Origin of the sequence: Vibrio sinaloensis, from assembly GCF_023195835.1 — a bacterium.
Lineage (GTDB): Bacteria > Pseudomonadota > Gammaproteobacteria > Enterobacterales > Vibrionaceae > Vibrio > Vibrio sinaloensis_C.
Map to the genome: position 1 here is coordinate 1,566,474 of NZ_CP096199.1, position 22,800 is coordinate 1,589,273.

The window sequence follows — 22,800 nt, forward strand, 5'->3', positions numbered from 1 at the left end:
AAAGGCTGAGAGTTCAGCCTTTTTGTCATTCTGTGCCAAGACGCAACACTGTGTCATTGGTTTGCATAAAACTGACAACATTGGCTTCTGGAGCCACAAAGACCACGACTCGCAGCTGCTGCGACTTTCCATTCTCTAAATGCGTCGCCAGCTCCGCCTCATTGGCTATTTCAATCCTCTCAGCATCTCGACGCACTAAGTCAATAAAAGCAAATGGGCACTTGTGGTCAAACAATACCAATTCCGCCTCTTGCATCAAGCGAAGCGCTTTTAGCGTCAGCAGCTCCACATCACTTCCATACTCAACCCAAGTCACGCTTCCTTTGTCTACGACATCGCTCTCTAGTGTTTGTTGATACGCACGTTCCAGTTCGCTGTGGCTCAGCGCACTTGCTACATCCGTTCTAGCAAAAAAGCGCTCCCAGAACTTGCGTCGAGTGTCGACGGAAGGAAGCTTCTGCTTAATATCGCTTCGCTTTGATGCTGCAAAGTCCGCTTGAAGAGCAAGGTTCTGTGGCAGCACGCTTTCCAGTTTTTCCCTGACATTGCGAATCAATACTGGCGCAGCTCCCCCACTTGAGATCGCCAACTGAATACGACCTCTATTGATGATCGAGGGGGTAATAAAGTCACAGTAAGGCTGATCGTCAACCACGTTAACCAGAATACCTTGACGCTTGGCATCATGGTGAACCTGGTGGTTGAGGCTTGGATTGTCGGTGGTCGCCCACACTTGGACGTAATCAGGCTTAAGCAACTCTTGCGAGTAAAAGCCTTGAACCCATTGACATAAGTTTTGCTCTATTAAACCTTCAAGATAAGGCTCGACCTTAGGCGAAACAATGGTGACAGCAGCCCCTGCTCGAATAAGGCTATCGACTTTGCGACTGGCTACCTCACCGCCCCCGACCACCAACACTGGCTTACCTTTTAAATCTAGAAACAGTGGAAAATACTGCATTTCATTCCTTGAATTGTAAAAACGTCTTTGCGCACGATACTAACAAAAATGGGGCATGAGATTCATGTGATTTCGATCATAGCCATAATTAATGACCAAATTTCACACAATGTTTGGTGATATCGACCAGTTTGATATATTCATTCAACTCTCTAAATCTAGATGTATTGATAAATTTGTTACACCATCCTGTCGCACCAGTTTTGTGAGGTGTTGCACTATTTACATTTAGGCAACATTTAGCCATTCTAATGTCTGTCAGGAATTGTGAGTTCTCTCAAAAATCTTTTTAAATTATATATTTGAGAAATTACAAATCCTTTCCTACGCTTATAACTGGTTGATTTAGTTAAGACTCGATAAGAGCAAAACCAGCCTAATAATTAATGGAAACACAACATTTTCGAACGTTGTATCAGGGCTCCCCTGAACAATCATGGATCATACAGGAAGGATACAAATGGCACATAAACTAACACTTCTTGCTTCAGTGGTAGCTGCTTCTACTGCACTGATGTCTACAAGCGCTTTTGCAGCTGATAGCACGCTGGATAAAGTAACTAAACAAGGATTTATTACTTGTGGTGTAAGTACTGGCTTGCCAGGCTTTTCTAACCCTAACTCAAAAGGTGAATGGGAAGGTATCGACGTAGAGTACTGTCAAGCACTAGCCGCAGCTGTTCTAGGTGACAAAACGAAAGTTAAATATGTTCCACTAACAGCAAAAGAGCGTTTCACTGCACTTCAATCTGGTGAGATCGACGTTCTTTCTCGTAACACAACATGGACACTGCACCGCGATACAGCGCTGGGTCTAAACTTTGTTGGCGTAAACTACTACGACGGTCAAGGCTTCATGGTTAAGAAAGACCTTGGTCTTAAGAGCGCTAAAGAGCTAGACGGTGCATCAGTGTGTGTTCAGTCTGGTACAACAACAGAGCTTAACCTAGCAGACTACTTCCGTAATAGCGGCATGTCATACAAGCCAGTAGTATTTGATACTGCAGCACAAACATCTAAAGGCTTCGACGCAGGTCGTTGTGACGTGCTAACCACTGACCAATCGGGTCTGTACGCACTTCGCCTAAACTTGGCAGATCCAGCGTCTGCGCAAGTACTGCCTGAGATTATCTCTAAAGAGCCTCTAGGCCCTGTAGTGCGTCAAGGCGACGACCAGTGGTTTAACATCGCTAAGTGGACTCTATCTGCAATGGTTAACGCAGAAGAGTACGGCATCACTTCAGCTAACGCAGACGAAATGCTTAAGTCAACCGATCCAAACATCAAGCGTATCCTTGGTGTAGACGGTCCTAAAGGTAAAGGCCTAGGCATTCGTGACGACTGGGGCTACCAAGTTATCAAGCAAGTGGGTAACTACGGTGAAAGCTTCGAGCGTACTGTTGGTGAAGGTTCTCCACTACAGATCTCTCGTGGTGTGAACGCACTATGGAACGCTGGCGGCTTTATGTACGCTCCACCAATCCGTTAATCGATAAGTTATTAGTAACTAAAGAAAATGGGCGGTTTAGGCCGCCCTTTTTATAAAAATGGATTTGAGGTTATAGCTGTATGAAACCTACTAATGTTGCGGCGAAGTCGGATAACGGGCCGAGTTCAAACGCTAACCTTCTTTACAATCCCACCTTTCGAGCTGTTGTTTTCCAGGTCATTGCGATTGCAGCGCTTGTTTTTTTCTTTTACACCATTGTCAATAATGCTCTAACAAATTTGGAATCTCGTGGCATTGCAACGGGTTTCGACTTTCTCAGTCAAGAAGCAGGGTTCGGGATTGGCCTAACGCTTATTGAATATGATGAAACCTTCTCTTATGGGCGAACTTTCGTAGTTGGCTTACTCAACACCGCTTTGGTGTCGTTTTTCGGTATCATTTTGGCGACCATCCTCGGCTTCATTATGGGTGTCGCTCGACTGTCTTCAAACTGGCTGGTTAGCCGATTTGCAGCGGTCTACATTGAAATTTTCCGTAACGTACCACTACTGCTACAAATTTTCTTTTGGTACTTTGCAGTACTACAAGCGTTGCCGTCGGCAAGGCAGAGTATGAGTCTTGGTGAGGCGATATTCCTTAATGTTCGCGGCCTTTACTTCCCTGCCCCTATCTTTGAGGCGGGATCCTCTGTCGTGATCGGGGCTCTAGTTCTCGGTATTGTTGCAACTATCTTTATCAATATTTGGGCAAAAAACCGCCAGAAATTGACCGGGCAAATTACACCAATGGGACGCATTGCTTTGGGTCTGTGTGTCGGTCTACCGGTTGTTGTCTACTTCATAATGGGGTCGCCAATCAGCGCAGAGTATCCTGAGCTTAAAGGCTTTAACTTCCGTGGCGGTATCAGCATCATTCCTGAGCTAGCGGCATTACTGTTAGCGCTAAGTATCTACACGGCATCTTTCATTGCAGAGATTGTTCGTTCGGGTATTAACGCGGTAAGCCATGGTCAGACTGAAGCAGCAATGTCACTTGGACTGCCCCGTTCACGCACATTGAAATTGGTCGTGATTCCCCAAGCTCTGCGTATCATTATTCCTCCACTCACTAGCCAATATCTAAACTTAACCAAAAACTCATCGCTTGCGATGGCAATTGGTTATCCAGATTTGGTTTCAGTGTTCGCGGGAACAACACTCAACCAGACCGGTCAAGCGATTGAGATCATCGCGATGACAATGGGCGTCTACTTAACCTTGAGCTTGTTGACCTCCGCATTAATGAACATTTACAACCGTAAAGTGGCCTTGGTGGAGAGATAATATGAAAGTACATCAATTTCAGCCAGATCTTCCACCTCCAGCAAATACGGTTGGGGTTGTGGGTTGGCTGCGAACCAATTTATTTAATGGTCCGGTAAACTCTATTGTTACTGTGATCTTGGCTTACCTATCATTTACATTGCTGTGGAACGTTTTCGATTGGGCGTTTTTAAACGCAGATTGGGTGGGCACCACTCGCGATGCATGTAGCCGTGACGGCGCATGTTGGGTGTTCATTAGTGTGCGTTGGGAGCAATTTATGTATGGCTTCTACCCACAAGAAGAGCTTTGGCGCCCTCGCCTGTTCTACATCACTTTGGCAATTTTCACCGTATTACTCGCGTATGAAAAAACACCAAAGCGGATGTGGATTTGGCTATTCTTCGTCAACGTATACCCATTCATCATTGCCGGTTTATTGTATGGTGGTGTATTTGGCCTAGAGGTAGTAGAAACCCATAAATGGGGCGGCCTACTGGTTACATTGATCATCGCATTGGTCGGTATCGTTGTCTCTCTGCCTATCGGGGTCGCATTGGCGCTAGGTCGACGCTCGGACATGCCGATTATTCGCAGCATGTGTACCATTTACATCGAGGTCTGGCGTGGCGTACCACTGATTACAGTCCTGTTTATGGCATCAGTTATGCTTCCACTGTTCCTCTCTGAGGGCTCAGAAACCGACAAGCTTATTCGCGCACTCATCGGTGTTGTGATGTTCAGTTCGGCATACATGGCCGAAGTGGTTCGTGGTGGCTTGCAAGCGATTCCTAAAGGTCAGTACGAAGCGGCTGACGCTCTAGGCCTAACCTACTGGAAAAAGATGGGATTGATTATCTTGCCGCAGGCACTGAAAATCACCATTCCTTCTATCGTGAACACCTTCATCGGCTTGTTCAAAGACACCAGTCTGGTGCTTATCATCGGTATGTTTGACGTACTCGGTATTGGTCAGGCTGCAAATACCGACCCAGAGTGGCTTGGTTTTGCAACTGAAAGTTATGTATTTGTCGCGTTAGTGTTCTGGGTATTTTGTTTCGGCATGTCGAGATATTCGATATGGCTAGAAAACAAACTCCATACCGGTCACAAACGATAATCAAAAAGCTCAAGGACGTATTATGACGCAGCAACAAGATTACATGATCCAACTAAAGGATATGAACAAGTGGTACGGGGAGTTTCACGTACTGAAGAACATCAACCTAAACGTGCAAAAAGGCGAAAAGATTGTTATCTGTGGGCCATCAGGCTCAGGTAAATCAACCATGATTCGCTGTATTAACCGCTTAGAAGAGCATCAGAGAGGTCAAATCATTGTCTCTGGCAACGAGTTGACGGATGACCTGAAAAACATCGAAGCGGTACGACGTGAAGTCGGCATGTGTTTCCAGCACTTCAACCTCTTCCCTCACCTAACGGTGCTTGAGAACTGTACTCTGGCTCCGATTTGGGTCAAGAAGATGCCAAAAGACGAAGCTGAAGCCATCGCCATGAAATACTTAGAACGTGTAAAAATCCCAGAGCAAGCAGACAAATACCCTGGCCAGCTCTCTGGTGGTCAGCAACAACGTGTTGCTATCGCCCGTTCTCTATGTATGAACCCACAAGTGATGCTGTTTGATGAACCTACATCTGCACTCGATCCTGAAATGGTTCGTGAAGTACTCGATGTTATGGTTGAACTCGCGGAAGAAGGCATGACCATGCTGTGTGTCACTCACGAAATGGGCTTTGCCAAAGAGGTGGCTGACCGCGTTATTTTCATGGACGCAGGCGAGATCATCGAAGAAAACAACCCGGTAGACTTCTTCGAAAATCCTCAGTCTGATCGCACCCAAAACTTCCTGGCACAAATTCTTCATCATTAATTGATGGGTAAGCAAAGGGCGACTTCGGTCGCCCTTTTTGATTGTTATATTGTGTTACATCTTTCAAAATACTTAAGTTTCTATTTCTATTATTATTTTACTAACGACTAGACTCGTTGGGGCTTGATCTTTTTGCTGATAAGCCTCATATATGTCGGTATAAACATAAAACTTCACGAGGAAGATTATGAACAGTCCTATGTTTACCCGCACTTCTACGCAAGAAAGTGCTCTACAAACAAACAAAGTATTGCGTAATACCTACGCTCTACTCTCTATGACACTGCTATGGTCTGCGGTTGTTGCTGGCGTATCTATGGCGATGAACCTACCTCGTCCTGGTCTCATCATCATGTTAGTCGGTTTCTATGGTTTGCTTTTCTTAACAGAAAAGAACCGCAACAACAGTATGGGTCTTGTGTTTACATTCCTATTTACTGGTTTCCTAGGCTACACCATAGGCCCTGTGCTCAATGCCTACATCGGCGCTGGTATGGGTGATGTTGTACTGATGGCTCTAGGCGGTACAGCACTGTCCTTTATGGCGGCATCAGCATACGCACTAACGACTAAGCGTGACCTATCTATGATGGGCGGCCTAATGCTGTCGCTGTTCGTTGTTCTTGTTGTCGGTATGATTGCGAGCTTCTTCATTCAGTCAACCATCCTACATCTAGCACTGAGCAGCCTGTTTATTGTCTTCTCAACCATGGCGATTCTGATGACCACACAAGGCATCATTCGCGGTGGCGAAACGAACTACATTTCAGCGACCATTACGCTGTATGTGTCTATCTACAACATCTTCATCAGCCTACTGAGTATTCTAGGCATTATGAACGACGACTAATTTGTCATAGACATCTCGCTATTCCTAAGCCCGAAAGCTAACCCTTTCGGGCTTTTTCTTGCTATCTTATTCAATCAAGGTATGCTGCGTTACCCTATCGAACTTCACAATATTTAGGATCGTAAAATGTTTGAATACAACGGCAAACAAATCGAAACTGACGCTCAAGGTTATCTACTTAACCACACAGACTGGGAAGAAGGGATGATTTCGATACTCGCAGAGCAAGAAGGTATCGAGTTGACCGATGCGCACCTCGAGGTTGTGCACTTTGTGAGAGACTTTTATGAGGAGTTCAATACATCACCGGCCGTTCGGATGTTGGTTAAAGCGATGGAGAAAGCTCATGGCCCAGAGAAGGGAAACAGCAAGTATCTATTTAAGCTGTTCAAGCAAGGCCCAGCTAAGCAAGCCACAAAGCTTGCAGGATTACCAAAACCAGCTAAGTGTCTGTAATACAATCTAAAGTATCTTGAAGCCTTTATAAGGTTTATAGCTAATGGGCTCACGAACTACGGAATCAACGTGCGAGGTTCGTGACCCCTGCTCCAGCCAGGTAGAAAGCCGGTCAATTTTTGATTGCTGACCGCAAGCGACAACCTCGACATCTCCGTTAGCAAGATTCATTGCGTACCCTTCCAATCCGAGCTGCATAGCTTGGTGAGCGGTATGATAGCGAAAGCCTACCCCTTGAACGACGCCTGATACTGTGAACTTTTCACAACTTTGTTCCATTAGACTTACCTCAATTAATCTGCCGATGATATATTGATGAAGTTCGACACTGTCCCATAATGAAAGGATGGGACGCCTAACTGGATATAATAATTATGAAAGAAATACCCTTCCGCTGGATTGACAAATATCTCATTCATCTAAAAATTCAAGAGAAATTCTACTTACTTTTCCTGCTCCCCGTTATTGCTCTTATCGTTTTGACTCTTGTTCTAGATAACACTGCTGATCAAATGCTGGCGTTACTTTACCAAGAAGAGCTGGGTTTGATGCGAGATCTGATCGAAGCAGGAAACCTGTCTAAAGATCAAGTGGCTGCAATCATCAATAGTTCAGACTCCGTGTCATTTGGCTCAGGTGCCGGCGCAATGAGTGTCAGTAATGGTGCCTTCAGTTTGGTGGCAAACCATGATCAAGACCTTTGGTCTGCTATGTCGACCACACACATTGTTATCGTCCTGGTTACCCTGACGTTGATCGCGCTTGGTGTCTACTACATCATGACCTTCATTGGTGGCGCTATGTTCACCATGAACAAGGCGCTTAATACACTGGCATCCGGTGATTTAACCAGCCGTATGAACTTTTTCAAGGTACGTGATGAGTTTAGCGAAATCGCGATCACGATTGATAAGGTTGCCGAGCGTGAGCAAAACATGGTGATTTCAATTCAAGAGTCGATCGCGCTAATGCAACAAATCAGCTCCGACCTCAATCAGTCGAATCAGCAAAGCGCCGAGGTGTCTGGCACTCAGCAAGAACACTTGAACTCACTGGCCAGTGCCACTGAACAAATGGCATCGACCATTCGAGAAGTCGCCAACCTTGCTCACGATTCCAGCACCCAAACAGAAGATGCCCGTAGCGTTGCCAAACAAGGGCAACAAAAAGTGGGCCACACTCTTGGGTCGATCTCTAAGCTGTCACAAGAGATTCAGTCTGCATCTGAAGCGGTCGCTGAACTAGATGCAAACGCGGCACAAATCGATGAAGTGATCACAACGATTAATGCCATTTCTGAGCAAACCAATTTGCTAGCGCTCAATGCTGCGATTGAAGCCGCGCGCGCCGGCGAACAAGGTCGAGGGTTTGCTGTGGTTGCAGACGAAGTTCGTGCTCTTGCGGGGCGCACTCAACAGGCCACCGTCGAGATTCAAACGATGATCGAAGCCCTCCAACGCAACAGTCAATCCCTCACCCAGTTAATGGAAACCACAGTGGTCAACGCAGCAGAAGGCCATGAGTTGATGTCGGAAGTTGATGTTGAAATCGGTTCATTGGCGGTAAAAAACCAGTCTATCTCAGACAGTAGCATGCAAATTGCGACTGCAGCAGAAGAGCAAGGCGTGGTAGCCGATAGCATCGCCGCCAGCGTAGAGGAGATTCGGGTCCAGGCAGACAATGTCCACAACATGATTAGCGCGACTAACGCCAACATCACTCAGTTACGAAGTCAAAGCGACCAAATGGAAGCGTTATTGACGGGGCTAAAAGCCTAACTCTATCGAGCCGCTAACTAGCGGCTCTTTTATTTGCTTTTCCCCACTAGTTCTTCCAAAATACCCCTCCTTTCGAAACAGACTATTGAGCAGTGCAATGACTCCAGCTATCTACCTTGTTAAAGGCCGTGATAAATCTCTTCGTCGCAAACACCCTTGGGTATTCTCGCGTGGTATCCACAAGGTTGAAGGCGAACCTCAACTCGGTGAGACAGTAGACGTGTTTACTCACGACGGTCAGTGGCTTGCCAAAGCCGCCTACTCACCGAACTCACAGATCCGAGCTCGTGTATGGAGTTTCGAAAAAGAGTCGATCGACAAAGCTTTCTTTGTCAAACGTATTCAAGATGCTCAACTGCTGCGTGAAGATATTATTGAACGGGATGGCCTAACCGGTTACCGACTCATTGCAGCGGAATCTGATGGCTTGCCGGGCATCACAATCGACAAGTATCAAGATTTCCTAGTGTGCCAACTACTGAGTGCTGGTGCAGAGTTCCACAAACCAACCTTGGTTGACGCACTAGCTGAATGTTTCCCTTCATGTAACGTTTACGAGCGTTCAGACGTAGCGGTGCGCAAAAAAGAAGGTCTGAAAGAGACGGTTGGCGTTCTCCACGGTGTAGAGCCACCAAAATCCGTAGTGATTGAAGAAAACGGCGTCAAAATCAGCGTGGATATCGTTTCGGGCCACAAAACTGGCTTCTATCTTGACCAACGTGATAGTCGCCAACAAGCAATGAAATATGTGAAAGACAAAGAAGTGCTGAACTGCTTCTCTTACACCGGCGGTTTTGGCTTGTACGCCCTTAAAGGCGGCGCCAAGCGTGTGATCAACGCCGATGTTTCTCAGCCAGCACTCGATACCGCCAAGTTTAATGCCGAGCTTAACGAGTTTGATATTTCGAAGAAACGCGCTGTGTTTCTCAATGCTGACGTATTCAAACTGCTTCGTGAATACCGTGACCAAGGAACCAAGTTTGATGTGGTTATCATGGACCCGCCGAAGTTTGTTTCTAGCAAGAACAACCTCACCTCTGGGGCCAACGGCTATAAAGACATCAACATGCTAGCGATGCAAATTCTTAAACCAGGCGGCACACTACTGACCTACTCTTGCTCTGGCTTAATGAGTGGCGAGCTATTCCAGAAAGTGATTGCTGATGCCGCGGTAGACTCTGGTCGCCAGGTCAAGTTCGTTGAACGCTTTGAACAAGCGGCTGACCACCCTACCGACAGTGCTTATCCGGAGGGTTTTTATCTTAAAGGGTTTGCTTGTAAGGTGTTGTAGAGCAACGAGCAACGAGCAACGAGCAACGAGCAACGAGCAACGAGCAACGAGCAACGAGCAACGAGCAACGAGCAACGAGCAACGAGCAAATTTTGGAGGGTTGGCACTTAGTGTCAACCCTTTGTTTATTTTGCAGAACTCTAATAGTTCATCTAGCGAGCACTAAAAGGGCCTTGCGGCCCTTTTGTTTTTAGTGGTTATTTGTGTCGTATACCTTCAGTAGGTCGTTTAGGATTGCGTTGGTATCCATCACAGAACCTGCCTCTGTATATTGAGCTGTAGCCCCTTCAAGAATAACTTGCTGGCTGCTGTTGGTATCAGTATCTGAAATAGTAAGTTTCAAGTTTTCACCATCTACTTCAAGCAGTGTGCTAATAGAATCATTATCGTCTGCCTGCAGTAATTCGGAAATATCAATCTTATCTTCACCTTTGGTAAAGTCTTTGATGGTATCGACTTCGCCATTACGGATACCAGTGCCTTGGTCGACGAACTTGAAGATGTCTTCGCCTTCTCCGCCAATAAGAATATCACTGCCGCTGTCACCAACAAGGATATCGTTACCCGTCCCCCCAATTAGTGTGTCATTACCTGAACCACCTCGAACAGCGTCGTTACCTTCACCACCGTCAATAATGTCATGGCCGGAGCCACCAAATAGCAAATCGGCACCTCCCTGGCCATAAATTTCGTCGTTTCCACCTGCACCATGAGCAACATCTAAACCTGCGTTTGAATAACCACTAAACCTCAATGCAGCGTCTTCATTATTAGCATCATAAGTTATGCTTGATGTACCACCAGATGTAAACAAGCTTCTTGGCGATTCTTGAGCATCAACATCGAAATCATATCCAGGGGAATGACTATCTCCCATGTATATTGTATCTGAGCCACTTCCCATTAGAACATCATCACCGCCAATACCTACATCTATAGACTCACCGTTGACTGCATCATAATCATGGAACACTTGGCTTTCTTCTTGGAAGCGCGTTGCTGCAGAAGTCGCCCAATCCATTTTATTCGCACCAGACGTACCTTGAGCCGTTACACTGTCAATTCCGCCATTAGCACCAGACGATGGAGTTATTGTAGACGCATCAATAGTAACAGTTCCTGTAGTTGAGCTAACTTGATTGTCAGAGTCAACAGCCCAATAATCGAAGCTATCATTAATGGCTATATTACCAAAAGATTCAACTTCTACGTTGGTGATATTAAACCCTCCATTTTTTGGAGAGCTCACAGCTAACTTAACTTCATCGAATGTCACTGCTGGAGGTATATCTGAAGGCAATATTTCAGCTGAGCCTTCCATATTATGCCCCCCTACAATCTGGTCAATATCAAGGGCGACCTGTCCAACGACCTGTCCATTATCAAATAGATATGCAGTCATCTTCACGTCTTCTGGCTTTGGATTCAAGCTATCAAAACTAATGGTTATCGAAGACATATTGCCTTGTTCTGACTTGATTGAAATGTACTCTCCAACCTGCGTTTCCTTACCTTTTCCACTATCAGTAGTCGCAACGAAGTATCCGCCCTGCTCACCCACGTCGAGTTTGATTACGCCATCGTTGATAAACTCACCGTCGGATACTGTCCCGCCCGACAACGTAAGACCATTGGCACTGAAGTCTTTGACGCCATCATCACCAATGTCAGAAGCATCTGCTTTAGAAATATTACTGCTAGCGGTCGCATTCGCACGATCTACTACGTAATAAACTTCAATGTCATCTCTGAACTCAACATCGCCTGTATTTAACATCTCTTGAGTTATCTTAACGAAGCTGCCACTTTGTGCGTCTTTGTAATAGAGATCGCCATTGGTTGGCAGACTTTCAAGTCTGACGCTAGTGACTTTATTATCGTCAGCAAACTCATCGTCTTGTACATCAGTTGCATTTGGCGCGAAGTTCACTCTAACAACACTGTGATCAGAATCTAAGTCAAAGTTTTTGGCTAGTGGTAAATCATCATTACTGCCACCATCGCTTGCATCGGAGACACTAATTACCGTTTCTGCAACGGCCGAAACCTGACCTTTATCATCGGTTACCGTCACTTCAATAACACGATCTGTGTTGTCTGGGTCATCACTGGTATTGCTGAATGTAATAGATTTCAGAGCATTTTCGAACTCAGCAGCGCTCAATGCCCCCCCACCAAGTACAGCTATAACTACAGTACCTGTTTTGAAATCCGTTGAGATTGTGAACTTGTTATTGTCTACAGCCGAGTAATCTAAGATGTCACCAATCTGTCCATCTTTCAACTTGAGAGATAGAGACGAAATAAGATCGTTATCATCAAAGATATCAGCATCGACATCGGCAATGGTGACCGCGCCTTTTCCTTCAATGTAAGTGGTTGAGTAGTTAATACCATCATCAATTGGACGGATAGCAATAACTAAGTCGTTGTAGTCTCTATCACCATTATTGACCGGCAGATCTTCAATCTTAATTTCCGACTTATCGTCAGAAATTTGGAACTGTGATTTATGTGCATCAACATGGCTAAAGTACGCCGTTTGGCCGCTTTCACTGCCATTGATAAACAGCTTGCCTTCTGCATTAACCGTCAATACATCATTTGCTTCAACGGTGTTAGCTCCGTCGGACAATAGGAAAAACTCAACATTATCTAGAGAATTAAGTAGCGCCAGTGCTGTTTTATCGGCAACACTGTTGGTATTGCCAATAAGAACGTTAAGCTCAGCTGTGCCTGTGTTGCTGTCCCAGATATAGTAGCCGAACACGTTGCTATGGCTAGCACTTTCCGAAACCATATCGATCTGATATTGCGTACCGTTTAGGTCAACTTCTGGTCGATCGTTGTTCAAGATATCCCCAGATGCAGATACACCATCAATCTCAATATTGTATGCTTCTGTAGGCTCGACTTCTCCGTCTAATACAGTTGGTATAACAATGTCGAAAGAGGCAACATTCGGCGGTACAAACAATTCGCCTGTGTAGGCGTTGTAAGTCACTCCATTGGTAAAGGTGGCATTGCTTAAATCAACATCTTGATTGTCAGCTGTGTTGTCATCTTGATTAGGATTGATACCAAACTCAACCGCAAGCAATTGAGAAAGCGCAGAGCTACCAGACAAATTAACGGTGAAGCTTAGTGATTCGCCTTCGCTGACTTGGTTAGTATTCACAGCGATAGACTCAACACTCACTGCTGGTACATCTGGATTAACGATAATCGTAATGTTCGCCGTATCTGTGCCGCCATTGCCATCAGAAATAGTGTACTCAAATGTCTCTTCACCACTGAAATTGTTGTCAAAGTCAAAGACAACATAATCACCATCGATAGAGGCTTTTGTATCGCCAAATCCAGTGATTGTGATTTCGTCACCATCTAGGTCGAAATCATTAGATAAAATCTCTGAAATTGGGATACGAATTTCACCCTCGCTTTGATTCACCGCATAAGCACCTGTGCCAGTCGCTTCGAAACCAACTAGGAAGTAATCTGATGAATCGGTATTTTTCGCTTCGCCCTCGACAAAATCAGTCGCTTCAAAAACCACGGTATCGAACGCAACATCAAGGTCATAACTAAATGAACCTTCATGGCCTGAATCAAGGCTAAACACACCACTTTGCACTGGCTTACCGTCTAGGTAAGCAGTCCACATACCTTGCTCTCCCGCTGCACCTTCACCTGAAACAAGGTGCGAAACTGCAAAGGAGAAGCTTGTCGCTGGTTTAGGCAGACTGATAGCAATCTTCTCAGACTCGCCAGTTTCACGGTTGTACTGCAACTGAGCAGCTGGACCACCGTTAATGTTGCCTTCTACGCCCAACTCATAGCCATCGGTTACGGTCAGTTCTTTAGCTGTGTTTGCATTCTGGCTGAAGTCACCAGACTTACCAACATAACCAGAAACGGTGACTCCTTCAGCATCCCAGTTGGTACGATCTTCTGCGAATGTCCCTAATTGAACTGTATATGTTTGCGGATCATCATTCGCATCAGGGGCATTGTTGATCGTAACAGTTGACTCGTCACTGTAGTTTTTATCGGAGTCTATCGCTCGGTAATCAAACGAATCATCAGAGCGAGTATCGATGTAACGAAGCTCCCAGTTGCCTTTGCCCTCGGTAGACAAATCAACAGATTGGATCATAGCGCCATCTGGCAGCGCGAAAGAATCTGAAGGTATAGTCACTTCGTGGAACAAATCTTTATTACCACTGGTGTCTTTTTGGTACTCGAATGGGGAATTATGGACGTTGTTATTGGCATCCACCCAAGTCACCATAATTGTTACTTTCGATTCATTGCCGTTATTTAGGTTCTTGTCGAAGTAGCTACCAAGGCCATCTAAGCCAAGAGTAATGCTGTCGGCAGGGCGGCTATCAAAGTTAATTGTGATAGTCTCACCTTGCTGAATGCCATTACCTTGACCAACACCGATACCGTAACCGACATGATTTGCGTTTTCGTTGTATTGAACAAGGTCATCGTCACCTTGTCCTTTTTTACTTGCGGTAATGGTTACCACATCACCATCGGCAAGCGTGAGTTTACGAACAGACGGATCATCTGTTGCTTCACCCCAATTGTGGAAGTTGTTTTTCGAAGGCGAATGACTATCGACATCTTGCTCGTCTTTAACGCCAAGTAGGAACCCTTCACTATTCTCGCTGCGGATGTATTCAATCAAGTTAGGATCTTCAAACACCTTACCTTCTTTAACTAAGTTGCCATTTCCGTCAAAGACAGCAAGGTCATCCTTGGTAATGACATCATCACCGTATTTCAATACACCGTGATCCGGTAGCTCAGTAATGACAACACCCACGTTTGTATCCGCATTGTTGTCATTGTCGTCTTCATTGTCGGAGATATGATCCGAGCCATCACCTTCAATGCTGCCATTGCCGTCATTGAAAATAACTTTAGCCGTCCCAGACTCACCTACGTTAATAGAGAAGTCTTCCGACTCTGGTGGGTTGTCGGTTTTATCGTCCGTTTCGTTGAGATTGACGACAACAGTGCTCACCGTTGGAACGCCTTTGCCATCTAGGCCCTTAGCGGTAACGGTAATCGAGTGCGCATTACCCAAGGTTTCAAAGTCGTTGGTGTAAGCTTTTACGCCAGCTTCAGTCAAGCTTACGTTACCATCTTGGTCAACATCAAAATAAGGTTCAGACTGGTCAGTGTCATCGGCTGCGTAGACGTTATCACCAGGCTCGATTGAGTAAACGATGTTATCGCCATCTAAGTCAGAGGCAGAGACGGTACCAATAGTTTCTCCGGCCGCTTTAGAGTTCTCTTCATAACTAAATGTATAAGCGTCTTCAGCAAACTCAGTGGCACTGTCGTTTAAGTTAAGCTCTGTTAGCTTAACCTCAACATCATCAGTCGCTTGACCATCACTAACGGTAACTACAAGGTTATGGATGTTATCCTCAACCTCAAAGTTATTAGCCAAAGATTGAACGCCTTCTTCGGTTAAAGTAATGCGGCCCTGATCATCAATGGCGAACCATCCGTTTTCATTACCAGACTTAAAGCTAAACGTTAGTTCATCCTGAGTGTTGTCGATGTCTTTAGCTGTTACTGTGCCGATGACATCAGACTCAGTGATGCCCTCGTCATAACTAAACTCGTAACCACCATTTTGGCTATTTTCGTTAGTGAACTCTGGAGCGTCGTTAACAGGGTTTACGTTAATCGTCACTGTTGCAGTATCTTCGCCACCGTTGCCATCACGAACTGTGTAGTCAAATTGAGCAATACCGTTGTAGTTGGCTTCTGGTGTAAAACGAATGAAATCTGCAACCACACCCGGTTCGAGCACTTTCTTAATAAAGATAAGCTCGCCATGAGTGTTATCTTTAGTGATTAGATCATATGAGATAGATAGTCTATCACCATCTACATCAGTGTCATTTGACAACAGATCTGTTACTGGGATGTCGATATAAACGTCTTCATCTGTAGTTAGGTCGACAATGATTTCTTGCACTTTAATGTTATCTAGGTAGGTACCACTGTTATCACCTTTGGAACCTACTTCAACAAAGCTGATCGTGTTGTCACCAGCTGACCCAACCACCTCGAAAACATGCGTTTTCATTGTGTTGCTATCTGGAGTAACAGTGGCAATCACAGTACCGTTCCAAACAACGTTCAGCATAGCCGTATGGTTCTCACCCCGAGCTGCTACATCAAGTGAAATTTGGTATGGCTTGCCTTCTTCAACACCATTTACTGTTTGCGTTAGAGTTACATTGTCACCTCTACCGCCTTCACCTTCCATATCAATGAAATGGTCAAGATCGGTTTCTACTCGATTATAACCATCTTCAACCAAGTCTAAGTTACCTGAGTTAGCATCAAATACCCAACCGTCTAGGTTACTTGCTCTATCGCCCCAACCAGGTGCGCTGTTACTGCTGGTGAAATCTTCGAAACTACCATTGACAATCAGGTTGTCACCGAGAGTATGACCGTCGTCATTCGCTACTGGTGGATCGTTCACTGGAGTGACATTGATAAATACGGTTGCTGTTGATGTTTCGCCACTAGGATCCGCGATAACATATTCATAACTGGCGACACCATTGAAGTCTTTAGCTGGCGTGAAAATTATCTCGCCATTAACCATCGCAACTTCACCGTTAACCCCGTTCTTAACAGAAATAATAGCCAAATCATCGCCATCAGGGTCAGTATCGTTAGCCAGAAGTTCTTCGGGTGTAAAGCGAATTTCTTCCTCTTCTTGAGTTTGGTAACCAGAGGCATTTTCTACCGAGATATTGTCAATATATGCACCGAAGGTATTGTCATTGCCGTTGCCAGTAAAAGTCAGAGTGGTAGAAGAATCTGACACAGTTTCATCAAAGGCGATGGTGTACCAACCATTACTTGGGTCTTGTGTAACAGTGAGACCCTCGACTTGAGCGCCATTTCCAGAGGTAACAAAAATGTTTCCGTTTGGAGCTGAGAAAATAACGACAGTGGTATCACCAAACGTCACTGTAAGGCCGCTGTCGCCTTCATGGTTTGGTCGCGGTTTATAATCAAATGTGACCGTATGTGTAGAGCCTTCTTTAGTATCTAAATCTCTTGAAATACTCACTAGCTCATGGCCATCTAGCTCCGCATGTGCATTGCCATCCGACGCGGATGACACGCCAACGTTGCCTGTTTGGATCTCTAACTCTGCTTTCTCTCCATCTGAGTTAGTAATTGTCCATCCGTTGTAGTCAGCAAACGTGTCCCACTTACCATTTGCTAATCCGCTTTCTTCAAACGATTCTTGGAATATGAGGCCTTTGCCGTAGTCATTAACAGCGGTAGGTGCATCGTTGCGGCCATTAATCGTAACTTCAGCTGTTTGCTCAACCTCACCACCTAGACCATCGACCACTTTGTAAGTCAATTTGATGACTTCCTTCTCCCCTTTAGCAAGGTAGGTAAAGAATGATGGATCAATGTTCAGTGTGTGGCCGTCTGCATCCACTGATAAACCATCGACTAGACCAGTGATGTCTTTAATGGATAACGTTGCATCCGCATCCACATCGTCTGCACCTTTCAATAGATTCAGTGTCGTTATAGCTGCATCTTCATGCGTTGATTTGCTCAGTGCGCCTGCCACTGTTGGCGCATCGTTGCTTCCTTGAACTTCAACGGTGATGGTATGACTTGCACTGCCATCAAGCGACTTGACTGTCAACTTCTCTTCGTAAGTGTCACCTTGATCCAGTTTGTTCGCTTTTGTGTCATTAAGGGTATATGTCCACGCGCCCGTTGACGCATCGAAGGTAAAGTCACCGTATCTGCCAGCAAGCTTCGCACCATCAACAGCTGCGAACGTATCTTGGCCTCTGTCGGCATCTGCGACTTCGAGTTGTCCTTTGGCAAAGTTATTACCGACCGTGCTGCCTTGTCCGTCAATACCAGCTTCAATCACATCTTCGCTCTGAGCGTCTTTAACTGAAATCGTCGCTTTATCATTGCGACCATTAATCGTAACTTCGGCTGTTTGCTCAACCTCACCACCTAAACCATCGACCACTTTGTAAGTCAATTTGATGACTTCCTTCTCCCCTTTAGCAAGGTAGGTAAAGAATGATGGATCAATGTTCAGTGTGTGGCCGTCTGCATCCACTGATAAACCATCGACTAGACCAGTGATGTCTTTAATGGATAACGTTGCATCCGCATCCACATCGTCTGCACCTTTCAATAGATTCAGTGTCGTTATAGCTGCATCTTCATGCGTTGATTTGCTCAGTGCGCCTGCCACTGTTGGCGCATCGTTGCTTCCTTGAACTTCAACGGTGATGGTATGACTTGCACTGCCATCAAGCGACTTGACTGTCAACTTCTCTTCGTAAGTGTCACCTTGATCCAGTTTGTTCGCTTTTGTGTCATTAAGGGTATATGTCCACGCGCCCGTTGACGCATCGAAGGTAAAGTCACCGTATCTGCCAGTAAGCTTCGCACCATCAACAGCTGCGAACGTATCTTGGCCTATGTCGGCATCTGCGACTTCGAGTTGTCCTTTGGCAAAGTTATTACCGACCGTGCTGCCTTGTCCGTCAATACCAGCTTCAATCACATCTTCGCTCTGAGCGTCTTTAACTGAAATCGTCGCTTTATCATTGCGACCATTAATCGTAACTTCAGCTGTTTGCTCAACCTCACCACCTAAACCATCGACCACTTTGTAAGTCAATTTGATGACTTCCTTCTCCCCTTTAGCAAGGTAGGTAAAGAATGATGGATCAATGTTCAGTGTGTGGCCGTCTGCATCCACTGATAAACCATCGACTAGACCAGTGATGTCTTTAATGGATAACGTTGCATCCGCATCCACATCGTCTGCACCTTTCAATAGATTCAGTGTCGTTATAGCTGCATCTTCATGCGTTGATTTGCTCAGTGCGCCTGCCACTGTTGGCGCATCGTTGCTTCCTTGAACTTCAACGGTGATGGTATGACTTGCACTGCCATCAAGCGACTTGACTGTCAACTTCTCTTCGTAAGTGTCACCTTGATCCAGTTTGTTCGCTTTTGTGTCATTAAGGGTATATGTCCACGCGCCCGTTGACGCATCGAAGGTAAAGTCACCGTATCTGCCAGCAAGCTTCGCACCATCAACAGCTGCGAACGTATCTTGGCCTCTGTCGGCATCTGCGACTTCGAGTTGGCCTTTGGCAAAGTTATTACCGACCGTGCTGCCTTGTCCGTCAATACCAGCTTCAATCACATCTTCGCTCTGAGCGTCTTTAACTGAAATCGTCGCTTTATCATTGCGACCATTAATCGTAACTTCGGCTGTTTGCTCAACCTCACCACCTAAACCATCGACCACTTTGTAAGTCAATTTGATGACTTCCTTCTCCCCTTTAGCAAGGTAGGTAAAGAATGATGGATCAATGTTCAGTGTGTGGCCGTCTGCATCCACTGATAAACCATCGACTAGACCAGTGATGTCTTTAATGGATAACGTTGCATCCGCATCCACATCGTCTGCACCTTTCAATAGATTCAGTGTCGTTATAGCTGCATCTTCATGCGTTGATTTGCTCAGTGCGCCTGCCACTGTTGGCGCATCGTTGCTTCCTTGAACTTCAACGGTGATGGTATGACTTGCACTGCCATCAAGCGACTTGACTGTCAACTTCTCTTCGTAAGTGTCACCTTGATCCAGTTTGTTCGCTTTTGTGTCATTAAGGGTATATGTCCACGCGCCCGTTGACGCATCGAAGGTAAAGTCACCGTATCTGCCAGCAAGCTTCGCACCATCAACAGCTGCGAACGTATCTTGGCCTCTGTCGGCATCTGCGACTTCGAGTTGGCCTTTGGCAAAGTTATTACCGACCGTGCTGCCTTGTCCGTCAATACCAGCTTCAATCACATCTTCGCTCTGAGCGTCTTTAACTGAAATCGTCGCTTTATCATTGCGACCATTAATCGTAACTTCGGCTGTTTGCTCAACCTCACCACCTAAACCATCGACCACTTTGTAAGTCAATTTGATGACTTCCTTCTCCCCTTTAGCAAGGTAGGTAAAGAATGATGGATCAATGTTCAGTGTGTGGCCGTCTGCATCCACTGATAAACCATCGACTAGACCAGTGATGTCTTTAATGGATAACGTTGCATCCGCATCCACATCGTCTGCACCTTTCAATAGATTCAGTGTCGTTATAGCTGCATCTTCATGCGTTGATTTGCTCAGTGCGCCTGCCACTGTTGGCGCATCGTTGCTTCCTTGAACTTCAACGGTGATGGTATGACTTGCACTGCCATCAAGCGACTTGACTGTCAACTTCTCTTCGTAAGTGTCACCTTGATCCAGTTTGTTCGCTTTTGTGTCATTAAGGGTATATGTCCACGCGCCCGTTGACGCATCGAAGGTAAAGTCACCGTATCTGCCAGCAAGCTTCGCACCATCAACAGCTGCGAACGTATCTTGGCCTCTGTCGGCATCTGCGACTTCGAGTTGTCCTTTGGCAAAGTTATTACCGACCGTGCTGCCTTGTCCGTCAATACCAGCTTCAATCACATCTTCGCTCTGAGCGTCTTTAACTGAAATCGTCGCTTTATCATTGCGACCATTAATCGTAACTTCAGCTGTTTGCTCAACCTCACCACCTAGACCATCGACCACTTTGTAAGTCAATTTGATGACTTCCTTCTCCCCTTTAGCAAGGTAGGTAAAGAATGATGGATCAATGTTCAGTGTGTGGCCGTCTGCATCCACTGATAAACCATCGACTAGACCAGTGATGTCTTTAATGGATAACGTTGCATCCGCATCCACATCGTCTGCACCTTTCAATAGATTCAGTGTCGTTATAGCTGCATCTTCATGCGTTGATTTGCTCAGTGCGCCTGCCACTGTTGGCGCATCGTTGCTTCCTTGAACTTCAACGGTGATGGTATGACTTGCACTGCCATCAAGCGACTTGACTGTCAACTTCTCTTCGTAAGTGTCACCTTGATCCAGTTTGTTCGCTTTTGTGTCATTAAGGGTATATGTCCACGCGCCCGTTGACGCATCGAAGGTAAAGTCACCGTATCTGCCAGCAAGCTTCGCACCATCAACAGCTGCGAACGTATCTTGGCCTCTGTCGGCATCTGCGACTTCGAGTTGGCCTTTGGCAAAGTTATTACCGACCGTGCTGCCTTGTCCGTCAATACCAGCTTCAATCACATCTTCGCTCTGAGCGTCTTTAACTGAAATCGTCGCTTTATCATTACTGCCCAAGATATTGACTGTAATGGTTTCTGACGCTGTGCCGTCGAATGACTTGACCGTTAAAGTATCGGTTTCTTTGTCACCCGCGTTAAGCGGGTCCGACTTAGTAGGATCGAGCGTGTATGTCCATGCACCAGTGTTGATGTTGAACGTAAAGGTACCAAAGTCGCCTTCCAAGCTCGTTGGCTGCTGGTACACTTGCTCACCGTCGTCGACGTCTTTCAGGGTTAATTGACCGCCTGCCTTTGCATCACCAATCGGGTCGCCATTGCCATCAATACCCACTTCCACGACTGAGGTGTCTTCCTCCTCTGACGTGGTGATAACGGCCTTGTCATTTGTCCCTTTGACAATAACCGTCACTGTACCCGTGCCCGTGCCATCTACTGAAGTAACATCAAAAGTCAGTGGAACTTCTTTACCATCAGGTAGAGCTTGAACAGTCGCACTGTCGTTATTGATGGTAAAAGTCCAGCTCCCATCAGACTCGACATTGAACGTACCATATTCGTTAGAAACCTCGAATGGCTGCACAAACGCTTCTCCAGCGTCGACGTCTGATATATCCAAGTTTCCAGTCGCAATAGATTGGTCTTCTACATCCTCTACTACTAAGCCATCGTCGTCACTAACCGTAGCGGTATCATTCACAGGCGTCACATCGATATTGACGACAAGGGTATCTGTACCACCGTTACCATCGTCAACGATAACGGTAAAGCTGTCTGGTCCGTTGTAGTTTTCGTTTGGCGTGTAAGTCCACTCACCGGTTGTAGGGTCAAGTTCAACCGTGCCGTTAGCAGGAGCAGAAGATTGGGAAAAAGTCAGGATATCTTGGGCATTTTGATCGGTGGCGACTAGGGTGCCACTGATTGGCGTGTCTTCATCTGTAACAACAGCAAGGTTTTCGCCGAGAGGATCGTTGTTTAAGCCAACAAATACAGGGGCAAATAACTGAAATCCTTCTTCTAGGGTAAGGCTTTGGGTTTGGGAAAGGCCTAAGGATTGAAAACCTTCGGTGACAAAATTGGTATTGGCAATGGTCTCGGCAGCATCACGGCTGATTGAGCCAGAAGCCGTTAGACTAGAACCCGTTTGCCCTCCAGCGGCAGTGGCAAAGTCTTCACCTAACTGAGTTGGGTCTTGGCCATCTTCTAACGCAGCAAAGATGTCTTCTAATTCAGCGGTAATATCTTGGTTTTCGCCTTGTTCGTTGACTTGTTCAACTTGTAAAGGCAGCGCGTCTGATGACAACTGATCATTGCGTTGAACAATAAGTTCACCCGGCTTCGGGGACTCCCCCTCAGCGAGCACACGAACGTTACCGTTTAAGTCGATTACAATAACCTGGTTCGCGGCTAAATTTCCAACTGCTACGTAAGTACCAAAACCCATAATGTAAGCCCTTTATCCTTGACTGCTTTTCTAATTTGAATGGTTACCGACAAATATTTGGCAACCTATAGATTCATATACCCTATAAATTAGCACTATTAACAATTCTACCAAACTAGTTTTTTGAATTAATGCCGCTAAAAACGCGATACAAGTTGCATTTCTCAAC

At 45.8% G+C, this 22,800-nt stretch carries 11 protein-coding genes; 8 read left to right on the top strand and 3 right to left on the bottom strand.

Annotated features, from left to right (window positions below):
- Positions 1–25: 25 nt before the first annotated feature.
- Positions 26–961: a precorrin-2 dehydrogenase/sirohydrochlorin ferrochelatase family protein gene (locus MTO69_RS07130; protein WP_248327829.1), complete on the bottom strand. Its 936-nt coding sequence runs from the start codon at positions 959–961 to the stop codon at positions 26–28.
- A 460-nt stretch (positions 962–1,421) separates the two neighbouring features.
- On the opposite strand from MTO69_RS07130, the gene MTO69_RS07135 reads away from it, so the two are divergent.
- The 6 genes from MTO69_RS07135 (at position 1,422) to MTO69_RS07160 (ending at position 6,910) form a co-directional block, all read left to right on the top strand.
- On the top strand, positions 1,422–2,450 hold the full coding sequence (locus MTO69_RS07135) for an amino acid ABC transporter substrate-binding protein (protein ID WP_248327831.1): 1,029 nt from the start codon (positions 1,422–1,424) through the stop codon (positions 2,448–2,450).
- 80 nt (positions 2,451–2,530) lie between these two features.
- Positions 2,531–3,733 carry an amino acid ABC transporter permease gene (locus tag MTO69_RS07140; protein ID WP_248327833.1) on the top strand — a complete coding sequence of 401 codons (1,203 nt, stop codon included), beginning with the start codon at positions 2,531–2,533 and terminating at the stop codon, positions 3,731–3,733.
- 1 nt (position 3,734) lies between these two features.
- On the top strand, positions 3,735–4,832 hold the full coding sequence (locus MTO69_RS07145; RefSeq protein ID WP_248327835.1) for an amino acid ABC transporter permease: 1,098 nt from the start codon (positions 3,735–3,737) through the stop codon (positions 4,830–4,832).
- A 22-nt stretch (positions 4,833–4,854) separates the two neighbouring features.
- Positions 4,855–5,604 (top strand): amino acid ABC transporter ATP-binding protein, encoded by a 750-nt coding sequence (locus MTO69_RS07150; protein ID WP_248327838.1) that lies wholly within the window; start codon positions 4,855–4,857, stop codon positions 5,602–5,604.
- Between the two features lie 187 nt (positions 5,605–5,791).
- Positions 5,792–6,454: a Bax inhibitor-1/YccA family protein gene (locus MTO69_RS07155; protein WP_248327840.1), complete on the top strand. Its 663-nt coding sequence runs from the start codon at positions 5,792–5,794 to the stop codon at positions 6,452–6,454.
- A 126-nt stretch (positions 6,455–6,580) separates the two neighbouring features.
- Complete coding sequence (locus tag MTO69_RS07160) at positions 6,581–6,910, top strand: TusE/DsrC/DsvC family sulfur relay protein (RefSeq protein ID WP_176287783.1); 330 nt, start codon at positions 6,581–6,583, stop codon at positions 6,908–6,910.
- A 6-nt stretch (positions 6,911–6,916) separates the two neighbouring features.
- Here the strand turns inward: MTO69_RS07160 and yccX are convergent, their stop codons facing one another.
- Positions 6,917–7,189, bottom strand: a complete 273-nt coding sequence (yccX, locus tag MTO69_RS07165) for an acylphosphatase (protein WP_248327842.1) — start codon at positions 7,187–7,189, stop codon at positions 6,917–6,919.
- A gap of 95 nt (positions 7,190–7,284) precedes the next feature.
- On the opposite strand from yccX, the gene MTO69_RS07170 reads away from it, so the two are divergent.
- Both MTO69_RS07170 and MTO69_RS07175 read left to right on the top strand, forming a co-directional pair.
- Positions 7,285–8,688, top strand: coding sequence for a methyl-accepting chemotaxis protein (locus MTO69_RS07170; protein ID WP_248327844.1), 1,404 nt, complete (start codon positions 7,285–7,287; stop codon positions 8,686–8,688).
- 97 nt (positions 8,689–8,785) lie between these two features.
- The gene (locus tag MTO69_RS07175) at positions 8,786–9,979 is read left to right on the top strand and encodes a class I SAM-dependent methyltransferase (RefSeq protein ID WP_248327846.1); all 1,194 of its coding nucleotides are present in this window, start codon (positions 8,786–8,788) and stop codon (positions 9,977–9,979) included.
- 190 nt (positions 9,980–10,169) lie between these two features.
- On the opposite strand, the gene MTO69_RS07180 is transcribed toward MTO69_RS07175, so the two are convergent.
- Positions 10,170–22,631, bottom strand: a complete 12,462-nt coding sequence (locus MTO69_RS07180) for a VCBS domain-containing protein (protein WP_248327848.1) — start codon at positions 22,629–22,631, stop codon at positions 10,170–10,172.
- Between the last annotated feature and the right edge of the window lie 169 nt (positions 22,632–22,800).

Coding starts and splice junctions, on each gene's coding strand:
- MTO69_RS07135 (WP_248327831.1), top strand. CDS start 1,422: ATGGCACATAAACTAACACTTCTTGCTTCAGTGGTAGCTGCTTCTACT.
- MTO69_RS07155 (WP_248327840.1), top strand. CDS start 5,792: ATGAACAGTCCTATGTTTACCCGCACTTCTACGCAAGAAAGTGCTCTA.
- MTO69_RS07150 (WP_248327838.1), top strand. CDS start 4,855: ATGACGCAGCAACAAGATTACATGATCCAACTAAAGGATATGAACAAG.
- MTO69_RS07180 (WP_248327848.1), bottom strand. CDS start 22,631: ATGGGTTTTGGTACTTACGTAGCAGTTGGAAATTTAGCCGCGAACCAG.
- MTO69_RS07145 (WP_248327835.1), top strand. CDS start 3,735: ATGAAAGTACATCAATTTCAGCCAGATCTTCCACCTCCAGCAAATACG.
- yccX (WP_248327842.1), bottom strand. CDS start 7,189: ATGGAACAAAGTTGTGAAAAGTTCACAGTATCAGGCGTCGTTCAAGGG.
- MTO69_RS07140 (WP_248327833.1), top strand. CDS start 2,531: ATGAAACCTACTAATGTTGCGGCGAAGTCGGATAACGGGCCGAGTTCA.
- MTO69_RS07160 (WP_176287783.1), top strand. CDS start 6,581: ATGTTTGAATACAACGGCAAACAAATCGAAACTGACGCTCAAGGTTAT.
- MTO69_RS07170 (WP_248327844.1), top strand. CDS start 7,285: ATGAAAGAAATACCCTTCCGCTGGATTGACAAATATCTCATTCATCTA.
- MTO69_RS07175 (WP_248327846.1), top strand. CDS start 8,786: ATGACTCCAGCTATCTACCTTGTTAAAGGCCGTGATAAATCTCTTCGT.
- MTO69_RS07130 (WP_248327829.1), bottom strand. CDS start 961: ATGCAGTATTTTCCACTGTTTCTAGATTTAAAAGGTAAGCCAGTGTTG.